Here is a 14,311-nt window from a genome sequence, read left to right as displayed (position 1 = left end):
TTTTAGCTGCCTCTCTGCTGTTTGGCTTTCTTGGCCTTTAAGATTTCGAACAATTTACGTGCCATGCCGGGTTTTTCAACCTGGGGGGCACGGGCCAATGCAAGCGCGTCTGGCTCCACGTCCGAGGTGATCACGGAACCGCTGCCGGTCATGGCATGCGCGCCGATGGATACGGGAGCGACCAGCATGGTATTGGAGCCGATGAAGGCATTGGCCCCGACATGGGTGTGATGCTTCATCACCCCGTCATAGTTACAGGTAATGGTGCCTGCACCGATGTTTGCCGCTGCGCCGATGGTGGCATCGCCGATATAGCTCAGGTGGTTTACCTTGGCCCCTTCAGCGATCTGGGCGTTCTTGATTTCAACAAAATTGCCGACCTTAACGTGTTCTGCCAGTTCCGCACCGGGACGCAGGCGGGCGTAGGGGCCAATCACTGACCCGCGCGAGACATGACACCCTTCAAGATGTGAAAAAGCGCGGATTGTGGTGCTGGATTCAATGGTTACACCGGGGCCGAAGACCACATTGGGTTCCACCAATGTGTCGCGGCCAATCACCGTGTCGCGGGCCAGGAAGACCGTTTCGGGTGCAGTCAGGGTCACCCCGTCCTCCAGCAGCGCGGCGCGTGCGCGGGTCTGGAAATCCCCTTCGGCGCGGGCCAGTTCAGCGCGCGAGTTAATGCCGACAGTTTCCCATTCCGCGCAGGTTACCGCTGTGGCGGAGAGGTCGCGACCACGGGCCAGCCCGACGATATCGGTGAGGTAATATTCCTCAGAGGCGTTTTTGTTATCCACCGCGTCGATCAGATCAAAAAGCAGATCAGCCTTACAGGCCACAACCCCCGAGTTGCACAGGGTAATCATACGCTCGTCATCAGAGGCATCTTTGAACTCGACAATTCGGTCCAGCTGCTGACCATCCATGACCAGCCGGCCGTAGCGCGCCGGGTCCGCCGCCTCGAACCCCAGCACAACAACGTCGTTCTGGGCGAGGGCCGCCTGCATTTCCTCAAGCGTTTCGGGGCGGATAAAAGGTGTATCCCCGTAAAGAACCAGCGCCATGCCATCAAAGCCGGCAAGGGCGTCGCGGGCTTGCGCGACGGCATGGGCGGTGCCCAGTTGCTCTGTCTGCTCAACAACCTTGAGTGTAGCATCATGGGCAAGTGCTGCGGTACGTACCTGTTCAACCCCGTGACCGGCGACCACTACCGCGCGTTCCGGCGCAAGCATCGCGCCCGCCTCAAGCGCGTGGATCAGCATCGGTTCTCCTGCAATCGGGTGCAGAACCTTGGGCAGGTCGGAATTCATCCGTGTGCCTTTGCCAGCGGCAAGTACGATCAGGGCAGTTTTCATCTTCTACTCATTTCTGCAATTTTCCCCCTCTTTACGCGGTTGGCAGTCCGGTGCAAGTCTGCCACCCATCAAACAAGGTTGCGTATTGCAATAACGGCGGGCGGGGTTTCGCCCATGGGAGTGTTTTTGTGAAGACAGTTGTATTCGATCTGGACGGGACTTTGGCCGATACCAGCGGGGATTTGATCGCGGCGGCCAATATGTGTTTTCGCGAGATGGGCGCGGGTGATCTGCTGGATGCCTCTCGGGATGCGGGCACTGCATTGCGCGGCGGGCGGGCAATGTTGCGTCTGGGGATGGAGAGGCTGGACCGGGCGGGGGATGAGGAGACAATTGATGCCTACTACCCCAAGTTGTTGGCCGCTTACGCCCGCGACATCGACAGGCATACTGTGCTTTACGACGGCGCGATGGCGGCGGTTGCGCGGCTAAAGGGCGCGGGGTATCGCGTGGCGATCTGTACCAACAAGCCTGAAGGTCTGGCTGATACCCTGCTGACGCGACTTGGGGTGCGGGATGCCTTTGACGCCATGTTGGGCGCAGATACGCTGGCGGTGCGCAAACCGGATCCTGAACATCTGTTTGAAACCGCGCGGCGGGCGGGGGGCGATCCGGCGCAATGTATATTGATCGGCGATTCCGATACCGACCGCAACACGGCGCAGGCGGCAGGTGTGCCTTGTGTGTTGGTCACTTTCGGTCCCGCGGGGGGTGATATGTCGGCGTTAGAACCCGAGGCGTTGCTGGACCATTTCGATGACCTGGACAGGATCGTAGCAGATTTGATCGGAACCGCTGCATGAGCGAAGTTTTCAAAGGCAGCTTCACCCAGCAGGAACCCATCCCCGAAGACGGCATTGAAGCGGCGGTTGATGTGATGCGCTCTGGGCGGTTGCACCGCTACAATACGGCAGAGGGAGAGTTGTCCCAGACCGCATTGCTGGAACAGGAGTTCGCCGCGCAGGTCGGGGCGAAATATTGTCTGGCTGTGGCGTCGGGCGGATATGCGATGGCAACAGCCTTGCGGGCGGTTGGTGTGAAACCGGGCGATAAGGTGCTGACCAATGCTTTCACTTTGGCCCCGGTGCCGGGCGCAATTGCCGCGGTGGGGGGCGTTCCGGTGTTTGTCGGGGTGACGGATCAACTGGTGATCGACCTTGATGATCTGGCGGCCCAGGCGGGGCAGGCTGATGTGCTGTTGCTCAGCCATATGCGCGGGCATCTGGCGGATATGGAAGCGTTGATGGCGCTTTGTGATGACGCAGGTGTGATTGTGATCGAGGATTGCGCCCATACGATGGGGGCGTCCTGGAGGGGTGTCCCCTCGGGGACACAGGGCAAGGTGGGCTGTTATTCCTGCCAGACTTATAAACATGTAAATTCGGGTGAGGGCGGATTGTTTGTCACCGATGATCCTGAAGTTGCCGCGCGGGCGGTGATCCTTTCGGGGTCCTATATGATGTATGAGAAACATCTGGCGGGGCCACCTGCAGAGGCTTACGCCCAAATCCGCTATGAAACACCAAATATCTCTGGCCGGATGGACAATCTGCGGGCGGCGATCCTGCGGCCACAATTGCGCAAACTGGATGCGCAGCGCGTGCGCTGGAACGAACGCTATTTCGCAATTGAAACGGGACTGAGGGACACACCTGGATTGACTGTTATCGAACGGCCTGCTGACGAGGTCATCATGGGATCGTCGATACAGTTTCTGCTGCAAGGCTGGTCTGCGACAAATGTTGAAGCGGTGCTGGCCCGTTGCCTGAAACGCGGGGTAGAGTTGAAATGGTTCGGCGGGGCAGAGCCTGTGGGGTTCACCAGCCGCTATGACAGTTGGCGTTATGTCGACGCGCCTGCCATGCCGAAAAGTGATGTTGTCTTGGCGGGGATTGTGGATATGCGGGTGCCGCTGACCTTTTCGCTGGAGGATTGCGCACTGATCGCGCGGATCATCAAGGCAGAGGTCAGTGCGGTGTATCAAGGCAGCTAAAGCATGCCCCCGACAATTGGTCGGGGGCTTTGGGGGACATTTGGCTGTGCCCCTCCACGGGGCGCTGTCAGATGCTTCAGAACGTAATGACCGCATGCTCTCCCATATCGGGTTTGCTTTCAGTCAAATGTGCCTTGGCGATCTCATAGAGAAACTTGACGCTACCGCCGGTGATCCAGACTTCGGCTTCCTTGGGGTCGAAACGCAGCAGCTGAATGTCGGGGTCTTGTTTGCCACCTTCAAACCATGCTTCTGCAACCTTGTTCCAGATATCGTCCAGCTTGGCCGTGTCATTTGACACACTCAGCGTGCCGTCGATGCGGGCGTGCAGGGATTCATCCGTGCTGCTGACGATGAATGTGCCTGCTGTACCGGCACCTGCGGCTTTGGACAGGTCGGTTTGTTTGGCTGTGATGAACCAAAGCGTCGTGCTTGGATCATCGTCGTCGAAATAGTGGCTCATCGGCACGGCGCGGGCAGAACCGGCGGACAACATGCCAGCGCGGGTGTCTTCCAGACGGTCGAGAAATTCTTTTTTGATGTGATCAGTCATGATGCGTGTACCTTTGTATCATCTGCGTTCACTGTCCCAACAGGAAGAGGGCCCTGCGGTTCCATGTTGATCCGCGAAATGGCAAATTTCTTTCCGTCACCGGTCGCCAAGGTTGACGGGTGCGCGGGGCGGGGGTAAAGATATGAACAAGTGTTCATTAATTCGGTTTTTGGGGAGAGAGCCATGTTCACCGCAAGCATGAAATTCAATCTGGGTGAAGACGTCGATGCCATGCGCGAGATGGTGCACCGCTGGGCGCAGGAGCGGGTCAAGCCGATGGCGGCGGAGATCGACCAGAAAAACGAGTTCCCGCCAGAGCTTTGGACCGAGATGGGTGAACTGGGCCTGTTGGGCATGACGGTGCCAGAGGAATTCGGCGGGTCCGGCATGAGCTATCTGGCGCATACGGTTGCGGTCGAGGAAATTGCCCGGGCCTCTGCTTCTGTCTCCCTGTCCTATGGGGCGCATTCCAACCTCTGTGTGAACCAGATCAAGCTGAACGGCACGGATGAGCAACGTGCGCAATATCTGCCCAAACTCTGTTCCGGTGAACATGTGGGGGCGCTGGCGATGTCGGAGCCTTCGGCGGGCAGTGACGTGGTGTCGATGAAACTGCGGGCGGAAAAGCGCAATGATCACTATCGCTTGAGCGGCAATAAATACTGGATCACCAATGGGCCGGATGCGCAAACTCTGGTGGTCTATGCCAAGACCGATCCTGATGCGGGGTCCAAGGGGATCACTGCGTTTCTGATCGACAAGGATATGAAGGGGTTCACCACGAGCCCGCATTTCGACAAGCTGGGCATGCGCGGGTCCAACACTGCCGAGCTGATCTTTGATGATGTCGAAGTGCCGTTTGAAAACGTGCTGGGCGAAGAGGGGCGCGGCGTTGCCGTGCTGATGTCGGGTCTGGATTACGAACGGGTTGTACTGGCCGGTATTGGCCTTGGCATCATGGCTAACTGTCTGGACGAGATCATGCCTTATATGGCCGAGCGCAAGCAGTTCGGCCAGCCGATTGGAAATTTCCAACTGATGCAGGGCAAGATGGCCGATATGTACACGGCAATGAACTCGGCCCGGGCCTATGTTTACGAGGTCGCCAAGGCCTGTGATCGTGGTGATGTGACCCGTCAGGATGCGGCGGCCTGCTGTCTTTATGCCTCGGAGCAGGCGATGGTGCAGGCGCATCAGGCGGTTCAGGCAATGGGCGGTGCTGGTTATCTGTCCGACAACCCAGTGGGCCGGATTTTCCGTGATGCCAAGCTGATGGAGATCGGTGCGGGTACGTCAGAGATCAGGCGCATGTTGGTGGGCCGCGAAATGATGGCCTCGATGGGCTAACCGGACATGTCGCAATCTTTGCCGGGGGTGTTGGACGACGGGGCGTGGGATATACCTGCGCGGTTGAACATGGCCGCGCAGTGTTTGGCGGGCCCTTCGTCCCAGACGGCGATCATCGATCTGACGGGTGAGGGCAGGCGCGATGTCAGTTTCGCAGCGCTTGCAGCAATGACCGATGGTTTGGCGCGCGCATTGCTGGCGAAAGTACAGGCGGGGGATCGCGTCGGGGTTTTGCTGTCGCAATCCCCATGGTGCGCGGCGGCCCATTTGGCAATCTGGAAAATCGGTGCGATTTCAGTGCCTTTGTTCAAGCTCTTCAAGCGCGACGCGCTGTCATCGCGGGTGACGGACGCCGGATGTGAGGTGGTTCTTACCGATGTGGAGGGCACCGCGCTGCTGGGTGATCTGGCCGAGGCGTGGATTGCGGATCAGGTGGGAGTGGGCGGTTCGGATGTGCCATTTGCCGACACTGGTCCTGATGACCCGGCGGTGCTGATCTATACCTCTGGCACCACCGGCAGCCCCAAGGGCGCGCTGCACGGCCACCGGATGCTGACCGGCCATCTGCCCGGCGTCGCAATGAGCCATGATTTTCTGGGACAGCCGGAGGATTGCCTGTGGACCCCGGCGGATTGGGCATGGATCGGCGGGCTGTTTGATGTGGCGATGCCCGGCTTGGCCTTGGGCGTGCCTGTGGTGGCCGCGCGCATGGCGAAATTCACGCCCGAGGGCTGTTGTGACGTGATCAAACGTGGCGGCGTACGCAATGTGTTTTTCCCGCCCACGGCCTTGCGGATGCTAAAGGCTGCGGATGTGTCCGTGGCTGGGCTGCGCTCCGTTGCCAGCGGCGGTGAACCTTTGGGCGCTGAAATGCTGGCCTGGGGGCGGCGGGCCTTTGGGTTGGAGATCAATGAGTTCTACGGGCAGACCGAATGCAATATGATCGCCTCCTCATGCGGTGCGGCGTTCAAGGCAATGCCGGGTGCGATTGGCAAGGCGGTCACGGGGCATCAGCTGGCGGTGCTTGACGCGCAGGGGCAGGAAAGCGACGGTGAGGGGGATATTGCCGTGCGGCGTGGTTCCGCCTCGATGATGTTGGAGTATTGGCAGCGACCGGATGAGACGGCGCAGAAGTATCGCGGCAACTGGATGCTAACCGGCGATCGTGGCATCTGGGAAGGTGACTTTCTGCGCTTTGTCGGGCGCGAGGATGATGTGATCACCTCGGCAGGTTACCGGATTGGACCGGCAGAGATCGAGGACTGCCTGCTGACACATCCGCAGGTTGCCACCTGCGGGGTTGTGGGCAAACCTGATGCGTTGCGTACCGAAGTTGTGAAAGCCTATGTGGTGCGCAAGGTGGGGGCGGAAGTCACTGCCGAGATGCTTCAGGCATGGGTTAAGGAGCGGCTGGCAAGCTATTCTTATCCAAGGGAAATCGAATTTCTGGATGCCCTGCCGATGACGGTGACAGGCAAGGTGATCCGGCGGGAATTGAAGGCGCGTGCAGCGCGGGAAGTTGAGGGACAGACATGAAACTAGCATCACAGGCATTGCCGTCTTCCGAAGCCTATAAGGCCAATGAAGCGGCCCATCTGGAGGCGCTTGACGTGGTTCATCAGGCCGCCGAAGCGGCAGCTCTGGGCGGCGGTGAGAAATCCCGTGCCCGCCATGAAAGCCGGGGCAAGATGTTGCCGCGCGAAAGGGTTGCGAACCTGCTGGATCCCGGAAGCCCGTTTCTGGAGATCGGGGCAACCGCGGCCCATGGGCTTTATGACAATGCGGCCCCCTGTGCAGGGGTGATTGCAGGCATCGGTCAGGTGCAGGGTCAGGAAGTGATGGTGGTGTGCAATGATGCAACCGTAAAGGGCGGCACCTATTTTCCGATGACCGTGAAAAAGCACCTGCGCGCGCAGGAGATTGCCGAAGCGAACCATTTGCCCTGCGTCTATCTGGTGGATTCCGGTGGTGCGAACCTGCCGCAGCAGGATGAGGTCTTTCCTGACCGCGACCACTTTGGCGCGATTTTCTATAATCAGGCGCGGATGTCGGCCAAGGGCATTGCGCAGATTGCGGTTGTGATGGGGTCTTGCACAGCGGGCGGGGCTTACGTGCCTGCGATGTCGGATGTGACGATTATTGTCAAAGAGCAGGGCACGATTTTCCTAGCAGGCCCCCCGCTGGTCAAAGCGGCGACGGGGGAGGTTGTATCGGCCGAGGATCTGGGTGGCGGGGATGTGCACACCCGTCTGTCCGGGGTGGCGGATTATCTGGCTGAGGATGACGCCCATGCGTTGGCCTTGGCCCGCCGGGCCGTGGGGCAGTTGAACCGCGCCAAACCCGCAACGGTGCAATGGCAGGCTTCCGAAGAACCGGCCTATGACCCGTCCGAATTGCTGGGTGTGGTGCCGGCAGATCTGCGCACCCCTTATGACATCCGCGAAGTGATTGCGCGGCTGGTGGATGGCTCGCGGTTCGACGAGTTCAAGGCCCGTTTTGGCGAGACCTTGGTGACCGGATTTGCCCATGTCAAAGGCTGCCCTGTTGGGATCATCGGCAACAACGGCGTGTTGTTTTCCGAGGCGGCGCAGAAAGGCGCGCATTTTGTGGAACTGTGTTCACAGCGCAATATTCCATTGGTGTTCCTGCAGAATATCACTGGCTTTATGGTCGGTCGCAAATACGAGAACGAAGGCATTGCGCGGCATGGGGCCAAGATGGTGACGGCAGTGGCGAGCACCAATGTACCCAAGATTACCATGCTTGTTGGGGGTTCCTTCGGTGCTGGCAACTATGGCATGGCGGGGCGGGCCTATCGGCCAAGGTTCCTGTGGACATGGCCCAACAGCCGGATTTCGGTGATGGGCGGGCCGCAGGCGGCGGGTGTTCTGGCGACGGTGAAACGCGATGCGATCGAGCGGGCAGGCGAGACATGGTCCGCCGAGGAAGAGGCCAAGTTCAAACAGCCGACAATTGATATGTTCGAGGAACAGAGCCATCCGCTTTATGCCTCTGCGCGGTTGTGGGATGACGGGATCATTGATCCGCGCAAGTCGCGGGATGTCTTGGCGCTGAGCCTGTCTGCGTCTTTGAATGCACCGATTGAAGAGACGAAGTTCGGCGTGTTCCGCATGTGATGGTGCTTGGGTGTTCCGGCAGGACATTTCGGAGGCTCTGCCTCCGGACCTCCGGAGCTTAAGGGCAAGATGAAATTGAGAGATGAGAGGTTTGGGTGTCCATGTTTGATACAATCCTGATTGCGAACCGGGGCGAGATTGCCTGTCGGGTGATGGAGACGGCGCAGAGTCTGGGGGTGCGCTGTGTGGCGGTTTATTCGGACGCGGATGCGCAGGCCAAACATGTGGCGATGGCGGATATGGCGGTCCATATCGGCGGATCAGCCCCGGCAGAGAGTTACCTGCGCGGCGATGTGATTATTCAGGCGGCGCTGGACTGTGGCGCGCAGGCGATCCATCCGGGGTATGGGTTTTTGTCCGAGAACCCCGATTTTGTCGAGGCGGTGGAAAAGGCCGGTCTGGTGTTTATCGGCCCCTCGGCATCGGCGATCCGCGCCATGGGTTTGAAGGACGCAGCCAAGGCCCTGATGATTGAGGCTGGCGTGCCGGTGGTGCCTGGGTATCACGGGGCGGATCAAGATGATGGATTGCTGGCAGAGGAAGCGGCCAAGATCGGGTATCCGGTGTTGATCAAGGCGGTGGCCGGTGGCGGCGGTAAGGGCATGCGGCTGGTCGAGGCGGCTGGCGGCTTTCAGGCGGCACTAGAGTCGGCGAGGTCAGAAGCAAAGACGGCTTTTGGCAATACGGATGTTCTGGTCGAGAAGTTTGTCGCCAAGCCGCGCCATATCGAGGTGCAGGTGTTTGGCGATGGCACCAAGGCGGTGCATTTGTTTGAACGTGACTGTTCCCTGCAGCGGCGTCATCAGAAGGTGATTGAGGAAGCGCCGGCCCCAGGAATGACGCAGGAAATGCGTGCTGCGATGGGCGACGCCGCGGTAAAGGCTGCCGAGGCGATTGGTTATGCTGGGGCGGGCACGGTTGAATTCATCGTTGATGGATCGGACGGTTTATCGTCGGACGGATTTTTTTTCATGGAGATGAACACCCGCCTTCAGGTTGAGCATCCGGTGACAGAGATGATTACCGGTGTTGATCTGGTGGAATGGCAGCTGCGCGTGGCGGCGGGGGAAGCTTTGCCAAAGGCGCAGGAGGAATTGAAGATTGACGGCCATGCCTTTGAGGCGCGGCTCTATGCCGAGGACGTGCCGGCGGGCTTTTTGCCGGCGACGGGGACATTGACGCATTTGCAGTTCACGCCACAGACGCGGGCGGATTCAGGCGTGCGTGCGGGGGATACAATCAGCCCGTTTTATGACCCGATGATCGCCAAGGTGATTGTACACGGGGCGACGCGGGATATCGCGCTGGCCAAGTTGCGTGCGGCCCTGAGCGGCTGTCAGGTTGGTGGTACGGTGACAAATCTGGCGTTTTTAGGGGCGCTTGCGGGTCATGTCGGTTTTGGCAAAGGGGATGTCGACACCGGCCTGATTGCCCGCGACATCAACAGTTTGACCCAAGTTCCTGCGGTCGAGGCGCGGCATGTGGCCTTGGCAGGCATGGCGGCTTTGGGCTTGTTGGACGGGAAGGCGGAAACCGGATTTACCCTGTGGCGGCCCCTGCGCCGGGCGGTGACATTAGCGCGCGGCGAGGAAATCCATGCCCTGAAAGTGCGGGTTCTGGGGCCGGATTTGCAGATCTGGAACGTGGATGATGTCGAGGTGCGTGCCACGCGGCGTGGGCAGGGCTGGACCCTCGGCGGGCAACAGGCCGCAGATGTGGTGCTGGCGGCTGGGGTAGTTACGGTCTTTGATGGCTATGGCATGGCCTTTGAGGTGGTTGATCCGTTGGACCGTGCCTCTGGGGCGCAGGGCGATGGCAACCTGATTGAAGCGCCTATGCCGGGGCTGGTCCGGGCAGTGGATGCCAAGGTCGGACAGGTTGTCAGCAAGGGGGACCGGTTGGCTGTGCTGGAAGCGATGAAGATGGAGCATTCCTTGTTGGCGGCGCGGGACGGTGTCGTGGCTGAGGTTCTGGCGGTTGTCGGTGATCAGGTGGAAGCCGGTGCTGCGCTGGTCCGGCTGGAAGCAGAGGCGGAGGTGGCGGCATGATCACCTTGCACCATTGTCCGCAGACCCGTTCGATGCGCACGCTTTGGCTGCTGAATGAGCTGGAGGTGGAATTTCAGGTCAGGTTTCACGCATTTGATCAGTCCTTGCGCGAACCGGAATACCTGAGCCTGTCGCCGGCAGGCCGGGTGCCGGCGTTGGAGATCGACGGGGAGCGGATGTTCGAAACCGGTGCAATCACACAATATCTGTGCGAGCGGTTTTCGCCGGACCGGATGGGACGTTCAAAAGACAGCATGGACCGGATGGCCTGGTTGGTCTGGGTGCATTTTGCTGAAACCCTGAGCCAGCACACGGCGGCGCTAACCCAGCAGCATGTGGCGCTGCGCGAAGACAGTATGCGTTCGCCGATTGTGATGAAACTGGAGGCGGCGCGGATCGGCAAATGTTACGATGCCATTGAGGCGCGGTTGAGTACGCCGGTGGAGAATCGCGACTATTTGCTGACAAGTGGTTTTTCGGCGGCGGATATTTCTGTGGGGCAGGCGGTTTACATGTCGCGCTATTTCGTCAAGCTGGACCGACATCCCGCGGTGGCGGAATGGTATGAGCGTATTTCCGAACGGCCGGGGTTTCAGCAATCCTTGCCGCAAGGGGACGGGATTTATACGCAGGATTTCTATGAACCCTGGCCAGTCGTTTGAAGCGGCTGTTGCAATTGAGTTTATGGGCAAGATGAAGTTGGGGGGCATTATGTCTTTGGGACCATGCGAGATTTTCGAGGTCGGACCGCGCGACGGTTTGCAGAATGAGGCCGGCGAAATTGCCGTGGCGGATAAGGTTGCCTTGGTGGACCGGTTGACCGACGCGGGGTTTCGGCGGATTGAATGTGCCAGTTTTGTATCCCCCAAATGGGTGCCACAGATGGCTGGTTCCGGGGAGGTAATGGCCGCGATCCGGCGCAAGGACGGGGTGCGTTATGCTGCGTTGACGCCCAACATGCGCGGGTTTGAGGATGCTTTGGCGGCTGGCGTGGATGAGGTGGCGGTTTTTGGATCTGCCTCGGAAGGGTTTTCGCAAAAGAACATCAACGCCAGCGTTGCCGAGAGTCTGGCGCGCTTTGCGCCGATTTTGGAAGATGCGCGCCACCGCGATATTCCGGTGCGGGGTTATGTTTCCTGTGTGGTGGAATGCCCCTATGACGGGGCGGTGGCCCCGGCGGCAGTGGCAGAGGTGGCGGATAAGCTGTTTGCCATGGGCTGTTACGAGATTTCGCTGGGCGACACGATAGGCGCGGGCACACCCGACAGCATTGCCCGTATGTTGCTGGCGGTGCGGGATGTGGTGCCTGTGGGCCGTCTGGCAGGGCATTATCATGACACGCAGGGCCGTGCGATGGCCAATATTGATGCCTCCCTGTCTTTGGGGGTGCGGGTGTTTGATGCGGCTGTCGGTGGCTTGGGTGGATGCCCCTATGCGCCCGGTGCCAGCGGTAACGTCGCCACAGAGGCGGTGAACGCGCATTTGACAGCGCTTGGATATGAAACGGGTTTGGATCAGGACGTTCTGGAACAGGCCGCCGGATTGGCACAGGCGATGCGGGGCTGAGAGATGTTTGAGACAATAACGATCGAGATTGATGCACGGGGTGTGGCGACCCTGACACTGGCGCGAGAAGACAAGCATAACGCCATGTCGGCGCAGATGCTGGCAGAGCTGACGCTGGCGGCGGCTGAGCTGGGCGCGGATGATGCGGTGCGGGTTGTCGTACTGACCGGCGCGGGGAAATCCTTCTGTGCTGGGGGTGATCTGGGTTGGATGCGGGATCAGCGCGACATGGACAGCGCAACGCGCGCCGCGGAAGCGGGCAAGCTCGCCACGATGCTGGGCGCATTGAACCGGCTGCCGAAACCGTTGATCGGTCGGGTGCAGGGCAATGCCTTTGGCGGCGGTGTCGGCATGGCCAGTGTCTGTGATGTGGCGGTGGGGGTGGAGAGCCTCAAAATGGGGCTGACCGAGACGCGGCTGGGGATCATCCCGGCGACCATCGGACCTTATGTAATTGCACGGATGGGCGAGGGGCGGGCGCGGCGTGTCTTTATGTCGGGGCGGCTGTTCGGGGCGGCGGAAGCGGTTGAACTGGGCCTGTTGGCGAAAGCAGTGCCCGCCGAAGATCTGGACGCCGCAGTCGAGGCCGAAGTTGTACCCTATCTAAGCTGCGCACCGGGGGCGGTCGCGGCGGCCAAGGCGCTGGCGCTTGATCTGGGTGGTGCAGCGACGGACGAAGCTGTGGCGATGTCGATTGCCGCCTTGTCAGCCCGTTGGGAGACAGAAGAGGCTGCCGAGGGCATCGGCGCGTTCTTTGACAAACGCAAGGCGGCTTGGATGGTTCGATGTGATTGTTCGGGGCATTGATGCATATGCACTTCGCGAAAAATTGGGCTCACCAAACCCTGCGGGAAGTCAAAGGTTCCACGCGTTGAGTGATGCTCAGTTGTCGCGGTTTCGTCGAAGTGCTTTAGGGTCGATTGCCAGAGAGCTTAGACGTGAACGGCGATAGAGGGCCACGGGCGCGTGTCATGACGGTTTTTGCAAAGGTCGGACTACTGACGGCGGCCTTGATCTCATCGTTGCTCATTAGGGTGTCCACCGAGATATCAAAAATATCTGTCAGAACTGTATAGCTGACGGTGAATTGAGCAGGCTCCAGTTGCGTCATGAAGGGGGCCACAATGTTGCAAAAGCCGCGGTGACTTTCTTGTGGGTCACTGTCTTCGAAAAGCAGTACCCAAAGCGCAAACTCGTCATAGCTCTCTTGCAATTCGCCCTGCACCTCGCACCAAAGACCGCCATCGTGCTGGCGCAAAGCTGCGATGACTTCTTGTTCAAGGAGCGCTTTGTCGGCTTTCATATGCTTTCCTTTTCTATCCGGTTGCGGGGCCATCGGGAGGTGGGCGTGTAGCCCAGTCTTCTGCGGCATCTCCGGCCATTTCCGGACATCCCAACTTGTCATATTCACGCATCAGTTTGGCTAGATTGCGTTGCTTTGCATCATATTGCATCAGATGTCCAACCCAGGACCCGATCTTGGCGCCGTCAATAAACAGAGCATCCTCAAGAGCATAGTGGTTCTGAAACAGATTGTGTTCGTCGCGCAGCATGTCATTCGCGCGCGATTGAAGTTCTTCAACCCGCTGCCGTATCTGGTCGCCCTTGTTGCGGCAATCGGGATCCTCGCAGGTGGCACACCAGTCTGAGGTAGTGCGTTCTTCGGCGGTCGACTCCTCCTGCGCCTGCTCTGCGGCTTGATTGGCCGTGAGCACCGCAGTCCCTGCGGCGGCCGGGGCAGCAAGTTGCTCTGCGGCTTCGGCAAGCCGCCGAGCGGCCTGCAGCGCCCTGTAACCGCGGTATGCACGGTAACCGCGATACAGCCAGACACCGGCGACAACAGCGGGAAAAGCCATTGTTGTTATATCTCAGCGCGATCAGAAATTTTGAATACTTCCAGAATTTCATCCAATGCGTGGTGCGGATCAACGCCGGATTCAGTAAGCGCATCTTCGACAACCGGTTCAGTTAGCGCCTGGCCCCCCGTCGCGCGCACAAGGAAGGAGAAAAGGCACAGGCTGTTTTTCCAATGCAGGCCAAGTTGCCGACCACGATGATAGCTGTCGCGTGCTGTCGAAAGAGTTTCTTCATCGGTAAAGGGCGGGGCAGCGTCGGGCTCTAGCCGGTTAAGATAGGCGGCAATGTCACGGATCATCCTCTGGTCTTCAATCTCTTGAAAATCTGCCTTTTGCTGGGCTGAAATCTTCAACAAGAGGTGCTCCTTTGGGGATTTGTTCGATCTTGCGGAAGTAGTTGGATCAAAAATTGACATCGCCGCCTGAAGACTTGTCAGTAGGCTCTACCGAGAAATA

Annotated in this window: 14 protein-coding genes; 9 read left to right on the top strand and 5 right to left on the bottom strand. The window is 59.4% G+C overall.

The window, feature by feature from the left end; all coding sequences use genetic code 11:
• Positions 1–2: 2 nt before the first annotated feature.
• Positions 3–1,355, bottom strand: coding sequence for a bifunctional UDP-N-acetylglucosamine diphosphorylase/glucosamine-1-phosphate N-acetyltransferase GlmU (gene glmU, locus QQL78_RS09000; RefSeq protein ID WP_284372662.1), 1,353 nt, complete (start codon positions 1,353–1,355; stop codon positions 3–5).
• 128 nt (positions 1,356–1,483) lie between these two features.
• Here glmU and QQL78_RS08995 point away from each other — a divergent pair, with 128 nt between their 5' ends.
• Both QQL78_RS08995 and QQL78_RS08990 read left to right on the top strand, forming a co-directional pair.
• Entirely contained in the window at positions 1,484–2,158 is a 675-nt protein-coding gene (locus QQL78_RS08995) for an HAD-IA family hydrolase (protein WP_284372661.1), read from the top strand.
• Entirely contained in the window at positions 2,155–3,348 is a 1,194-nt protein-coding gene (locus QQL78_RS08990) for a DegT/DnrJ/EryC1/StrS family aminotransferase (RefSeq protein WP_284372659.1), read from the top strand. The genes QQL78_RS08995 and QQL78_RS08990 overlap by 4 nt, the downstream gene beginning before the upstream one ends.
• A gap of 76 nt (positions 3,349–3,424) precedes the next feature.
• Here QQL78_RS08990 and QQL78_RS08985 read toward each other — a convergent pair whose 3' ends face one another.
• Positions 3,425–3,901, bottom strand: a complete 477-nt coding sequence (locus QQL78_RS08985; protein ID WP_284372657.1) for a pyridoxamine 5'-phosphate oxidase family protein — start codon at positions 3,899–3,901, stop codon at positions 3,425–3,427.
• A 183-nt stretch (positions 3,902–4,084) separates the two neighbouring features.
• On the opposite strand from QQL78_RS08985, the gene QQL78_RS08980 reads away from it, so the two are divergent.
• The 7 genes from QQL78_RS08980 (at position 4,085) to QQL78_RS08950 (ending at position 12,806) form a co-directional block, all read left to right on the top strand.
• A complete protein-coding gene (locus QQL78_RS08980; protein ID WP_284372655.1) occupies positions 4,085–5,248 on the top strand; it encodes an isovaleryl-CoA dehydrogenase in 1,164 nt (387 codons plus the stop codon).
• Positions 5,249–5,254: 6 nt separating this feature from the next.
• Positions 5,255–6,784 (top strand): AMP-binding protein, encoded by a 1,530-nt coding sequence (locus QQL78_RS08975; protein WP_284372653.1) that lies wholly within the window; start codon positions 5,255–5,257, stop codon positions 6,782–6,784.
• Entirely contained in the window at positions 6,781–8,385 is a 1,605-nt protein-coding gene (locus tag QQL78_RS08970; RefSeq protein ID WP_284372651.1) for a carboxyl transferase domain-containing protein, read from the top strand. Before QQL78_RS08975 ends, QQL78_RS08970 begins: the two co-directional genes overlap by 4 nt.
• Positions 8,386–8,486: 101 nt before the next feature.
• Positions 8,487–10,433, top strand: a complete 1,947-nt coding sequence (locus QQL78_RS08965; protein ID WP_284372649.1) for an acetyl/propionyl/methylcrotonyl-CoA carboxylase subunit alpha — start codon at positions 8,487–8,489, stop codon at positions 10,431–10,433.
• The gene (locus QQL78_RS08960) at positions 10,430–11,095 is read left to right on the top strand and encodes a glutathione S-transferase family protein (protein ID WP_284372647.1); all 666 of its coding nucleotides are present in this window, start codon (positions 10,430–10,432) and stop codon (positions 11,093–11,095) included. The genes QQL78_RS08965 and QQL78_RS08960 overlap by 4 nt, the downstream gene beginning before the upstream one ends.
• 49 nt (positions 11,096–11,144) lie before the next feature.
• Positions 11,145–11,999: a hydroxymethylglutaryl-CoA lyase gene (locus tag QQL78_RS08955; RefSeq protein ID WP_284375518.1), complete on the top strand. Its 855-nt coding sequence runs from the start codon at positions 11,145–11,147 to the stop codon at positions 11,997–11,999.
• A gap of 3 nt (positions 12,000–12,002) precedes the next feature.
• Positions 12,003–12,806: a crotonase/enoyl-CoA hydratase family protein gene (locus tag QQL78_RS08950; RefSeq protein ID WP_284372645.1), complete on the top strand. Its 804-nt coding sequence runs from the start codon at positions 12,003–12,005 to the stop codon at positions 12,804–12,806.
• A 103-nt stretch (positions 12,807–12,909) separates the two neighbouring features.
• On the opposite strand, the gene QQL78_RS08945 is transcribed toward QQL78_RS08950, so the two are convergent.
• From QQL78_RS08945 to QQL78_RS08935, 3 genes are read right to left on the bottom strand one after another with little or no spacing between them, the layout of a single operon-like run.
• Positions 12,910–13,302, bottom strand: coding sequence for a hypothetical protein (locus tag QQL78_RS08945; RefSeq protein ID WP_284372643.1), 393 nt, complete (start codon positions 13,300–13,302; stop codon positions 12,910–12,912).
• 13 nt (positions 13,303–13,315) lie between these two features.
• Positions 13,316–13,855, bottom strand: a complete 540-nt coding sequence (locus QQL78_RS08940; protein ID WP_284372641.1) for a hypothetical protein — start codon at positions 13,853–13,855, stop codon at positions 13,316–13,318.
• Positions 13,856–13,860: 5 nt separating this feature from the next.
• Complete coding sequence (locus QQL78_RS08935; RefSeq protein WP_284372639.1) at positions 13,861–14,211, bottom strand: hypothetical protein; 351 nt, start codon at positions 14,209–14,211, stop codon at positions 13,861–13,863.
• Positions 14,212–14,311 lie beyond the last annotated feature (100 nt).

The sequence above is a fragment of the Sulfitobacter pacificus genome (assembly GCF_030159975.1).
In the GTDB taxonomy this organism is placed as follows: domain Bacteria; phylum Pseudomonadota; class Alphaproteobacteria; order Rhodobacterales; family Rhodobacteraceae; genus Sulfitobacter; species Sulfitobacter pacificus.
The sequence above is the reverse complement of the archived record's forward strand: the minus strand, read 5'-3'. Positions and strand labels throughout refer to the sequence as shown.

What these genes read in the sequence shown, in the direction of transcription:
- glmU (WP_284372662.1), bottom strand. Translation starts at nt 1,355, where the DNA reads ATGAAAACTGCCCTGATCGTACTTGCCGCTGGCAAAGGCACACGGATG.
- QQL78_RS08990 (WP_284372659.1), top strand. Translation starts at nt 2,155, where the DNA reads ATGAGCGAAGTTTTCAAAGGCAGCTTCACCCAGCAGGAACCCATCCCC.
- QQL78_RS08985 (WP_284372657.1), bottom strand. Translation starts at nt 3,901, where the DNA reads ATGACTGATCACATCAAAAAAGAATTTCTCGACCGTCTGGAAGACACC.
- QQL78_RS08980 (WP_284372655.1), top strand. Translation starts at nt 4,085, where the DNA reads ATGTTCACCGCAAGCATGAAATTCAATCTGGGTGAAGACGTCGATGCC.
- QQL78_RS08975 (WP_284372653.1), top strand. Translation starts at nt 5,255, where the DNA reads ATGTCGCAATCTTTGCCGGGGGTGTTGGACGACGGGGCGTGGGATATA.
- QQL78_RS08970 (WP_284372651.1), top strand. Translation starts at nt 6,781, where the DNA reads ATGAAACTAGCATCACAGGCATTGCCGTCTTCCGAAGCCTATAAGGCC.
- QQL78_RS08965 (WP_284372649.1), top strand. Translation starts at nt 8,487, where the DNA reads ATGTTTGATACAATCCTGATTGCGAACCGGGGCGAGATTGCCTGTCGG.
- QQL78_RS08960 (WP_284372647.1), top strand. Translation starts at nt 10,430, where the DNA reads ATGATCACCTTGCACCATTGTCCGCAGACCCGTTCGATGCGCACGCTT.
- QQL78_RS08955 (WP_284375518.1), top strand. Translation starts at nt 11,145, where the DNA reads ATGTCTTTGGGACCATGCGAGATTTTCGAGGTCGGACCGCGCGACGGT.
- QQL78_RS08950 (WP_284372645.1), top strand. Translation starts at nt 12,003, where the DNA reads ATGTTTGAGACAATAACGATCGAGATTGATGCACGGGGTGTGGCGACC.
- QQL78_RS08945 (WP_284372643.1), bottom strand. Translation starts at nt 13,302, where the DNA reads ATGAAAGCCGACAAAGCGCTCCTTGAACAAGAAGTCATCGCAGCTTTG.
- QQL78_RS08940 (WP_284372641.1), bottom strand. Translation starts at nt 13,855, where the DNA reads ATGGCTTTTCCCGCTGTTGTCGCCGGTGTCTGGCTGTATCGCGGTTAC.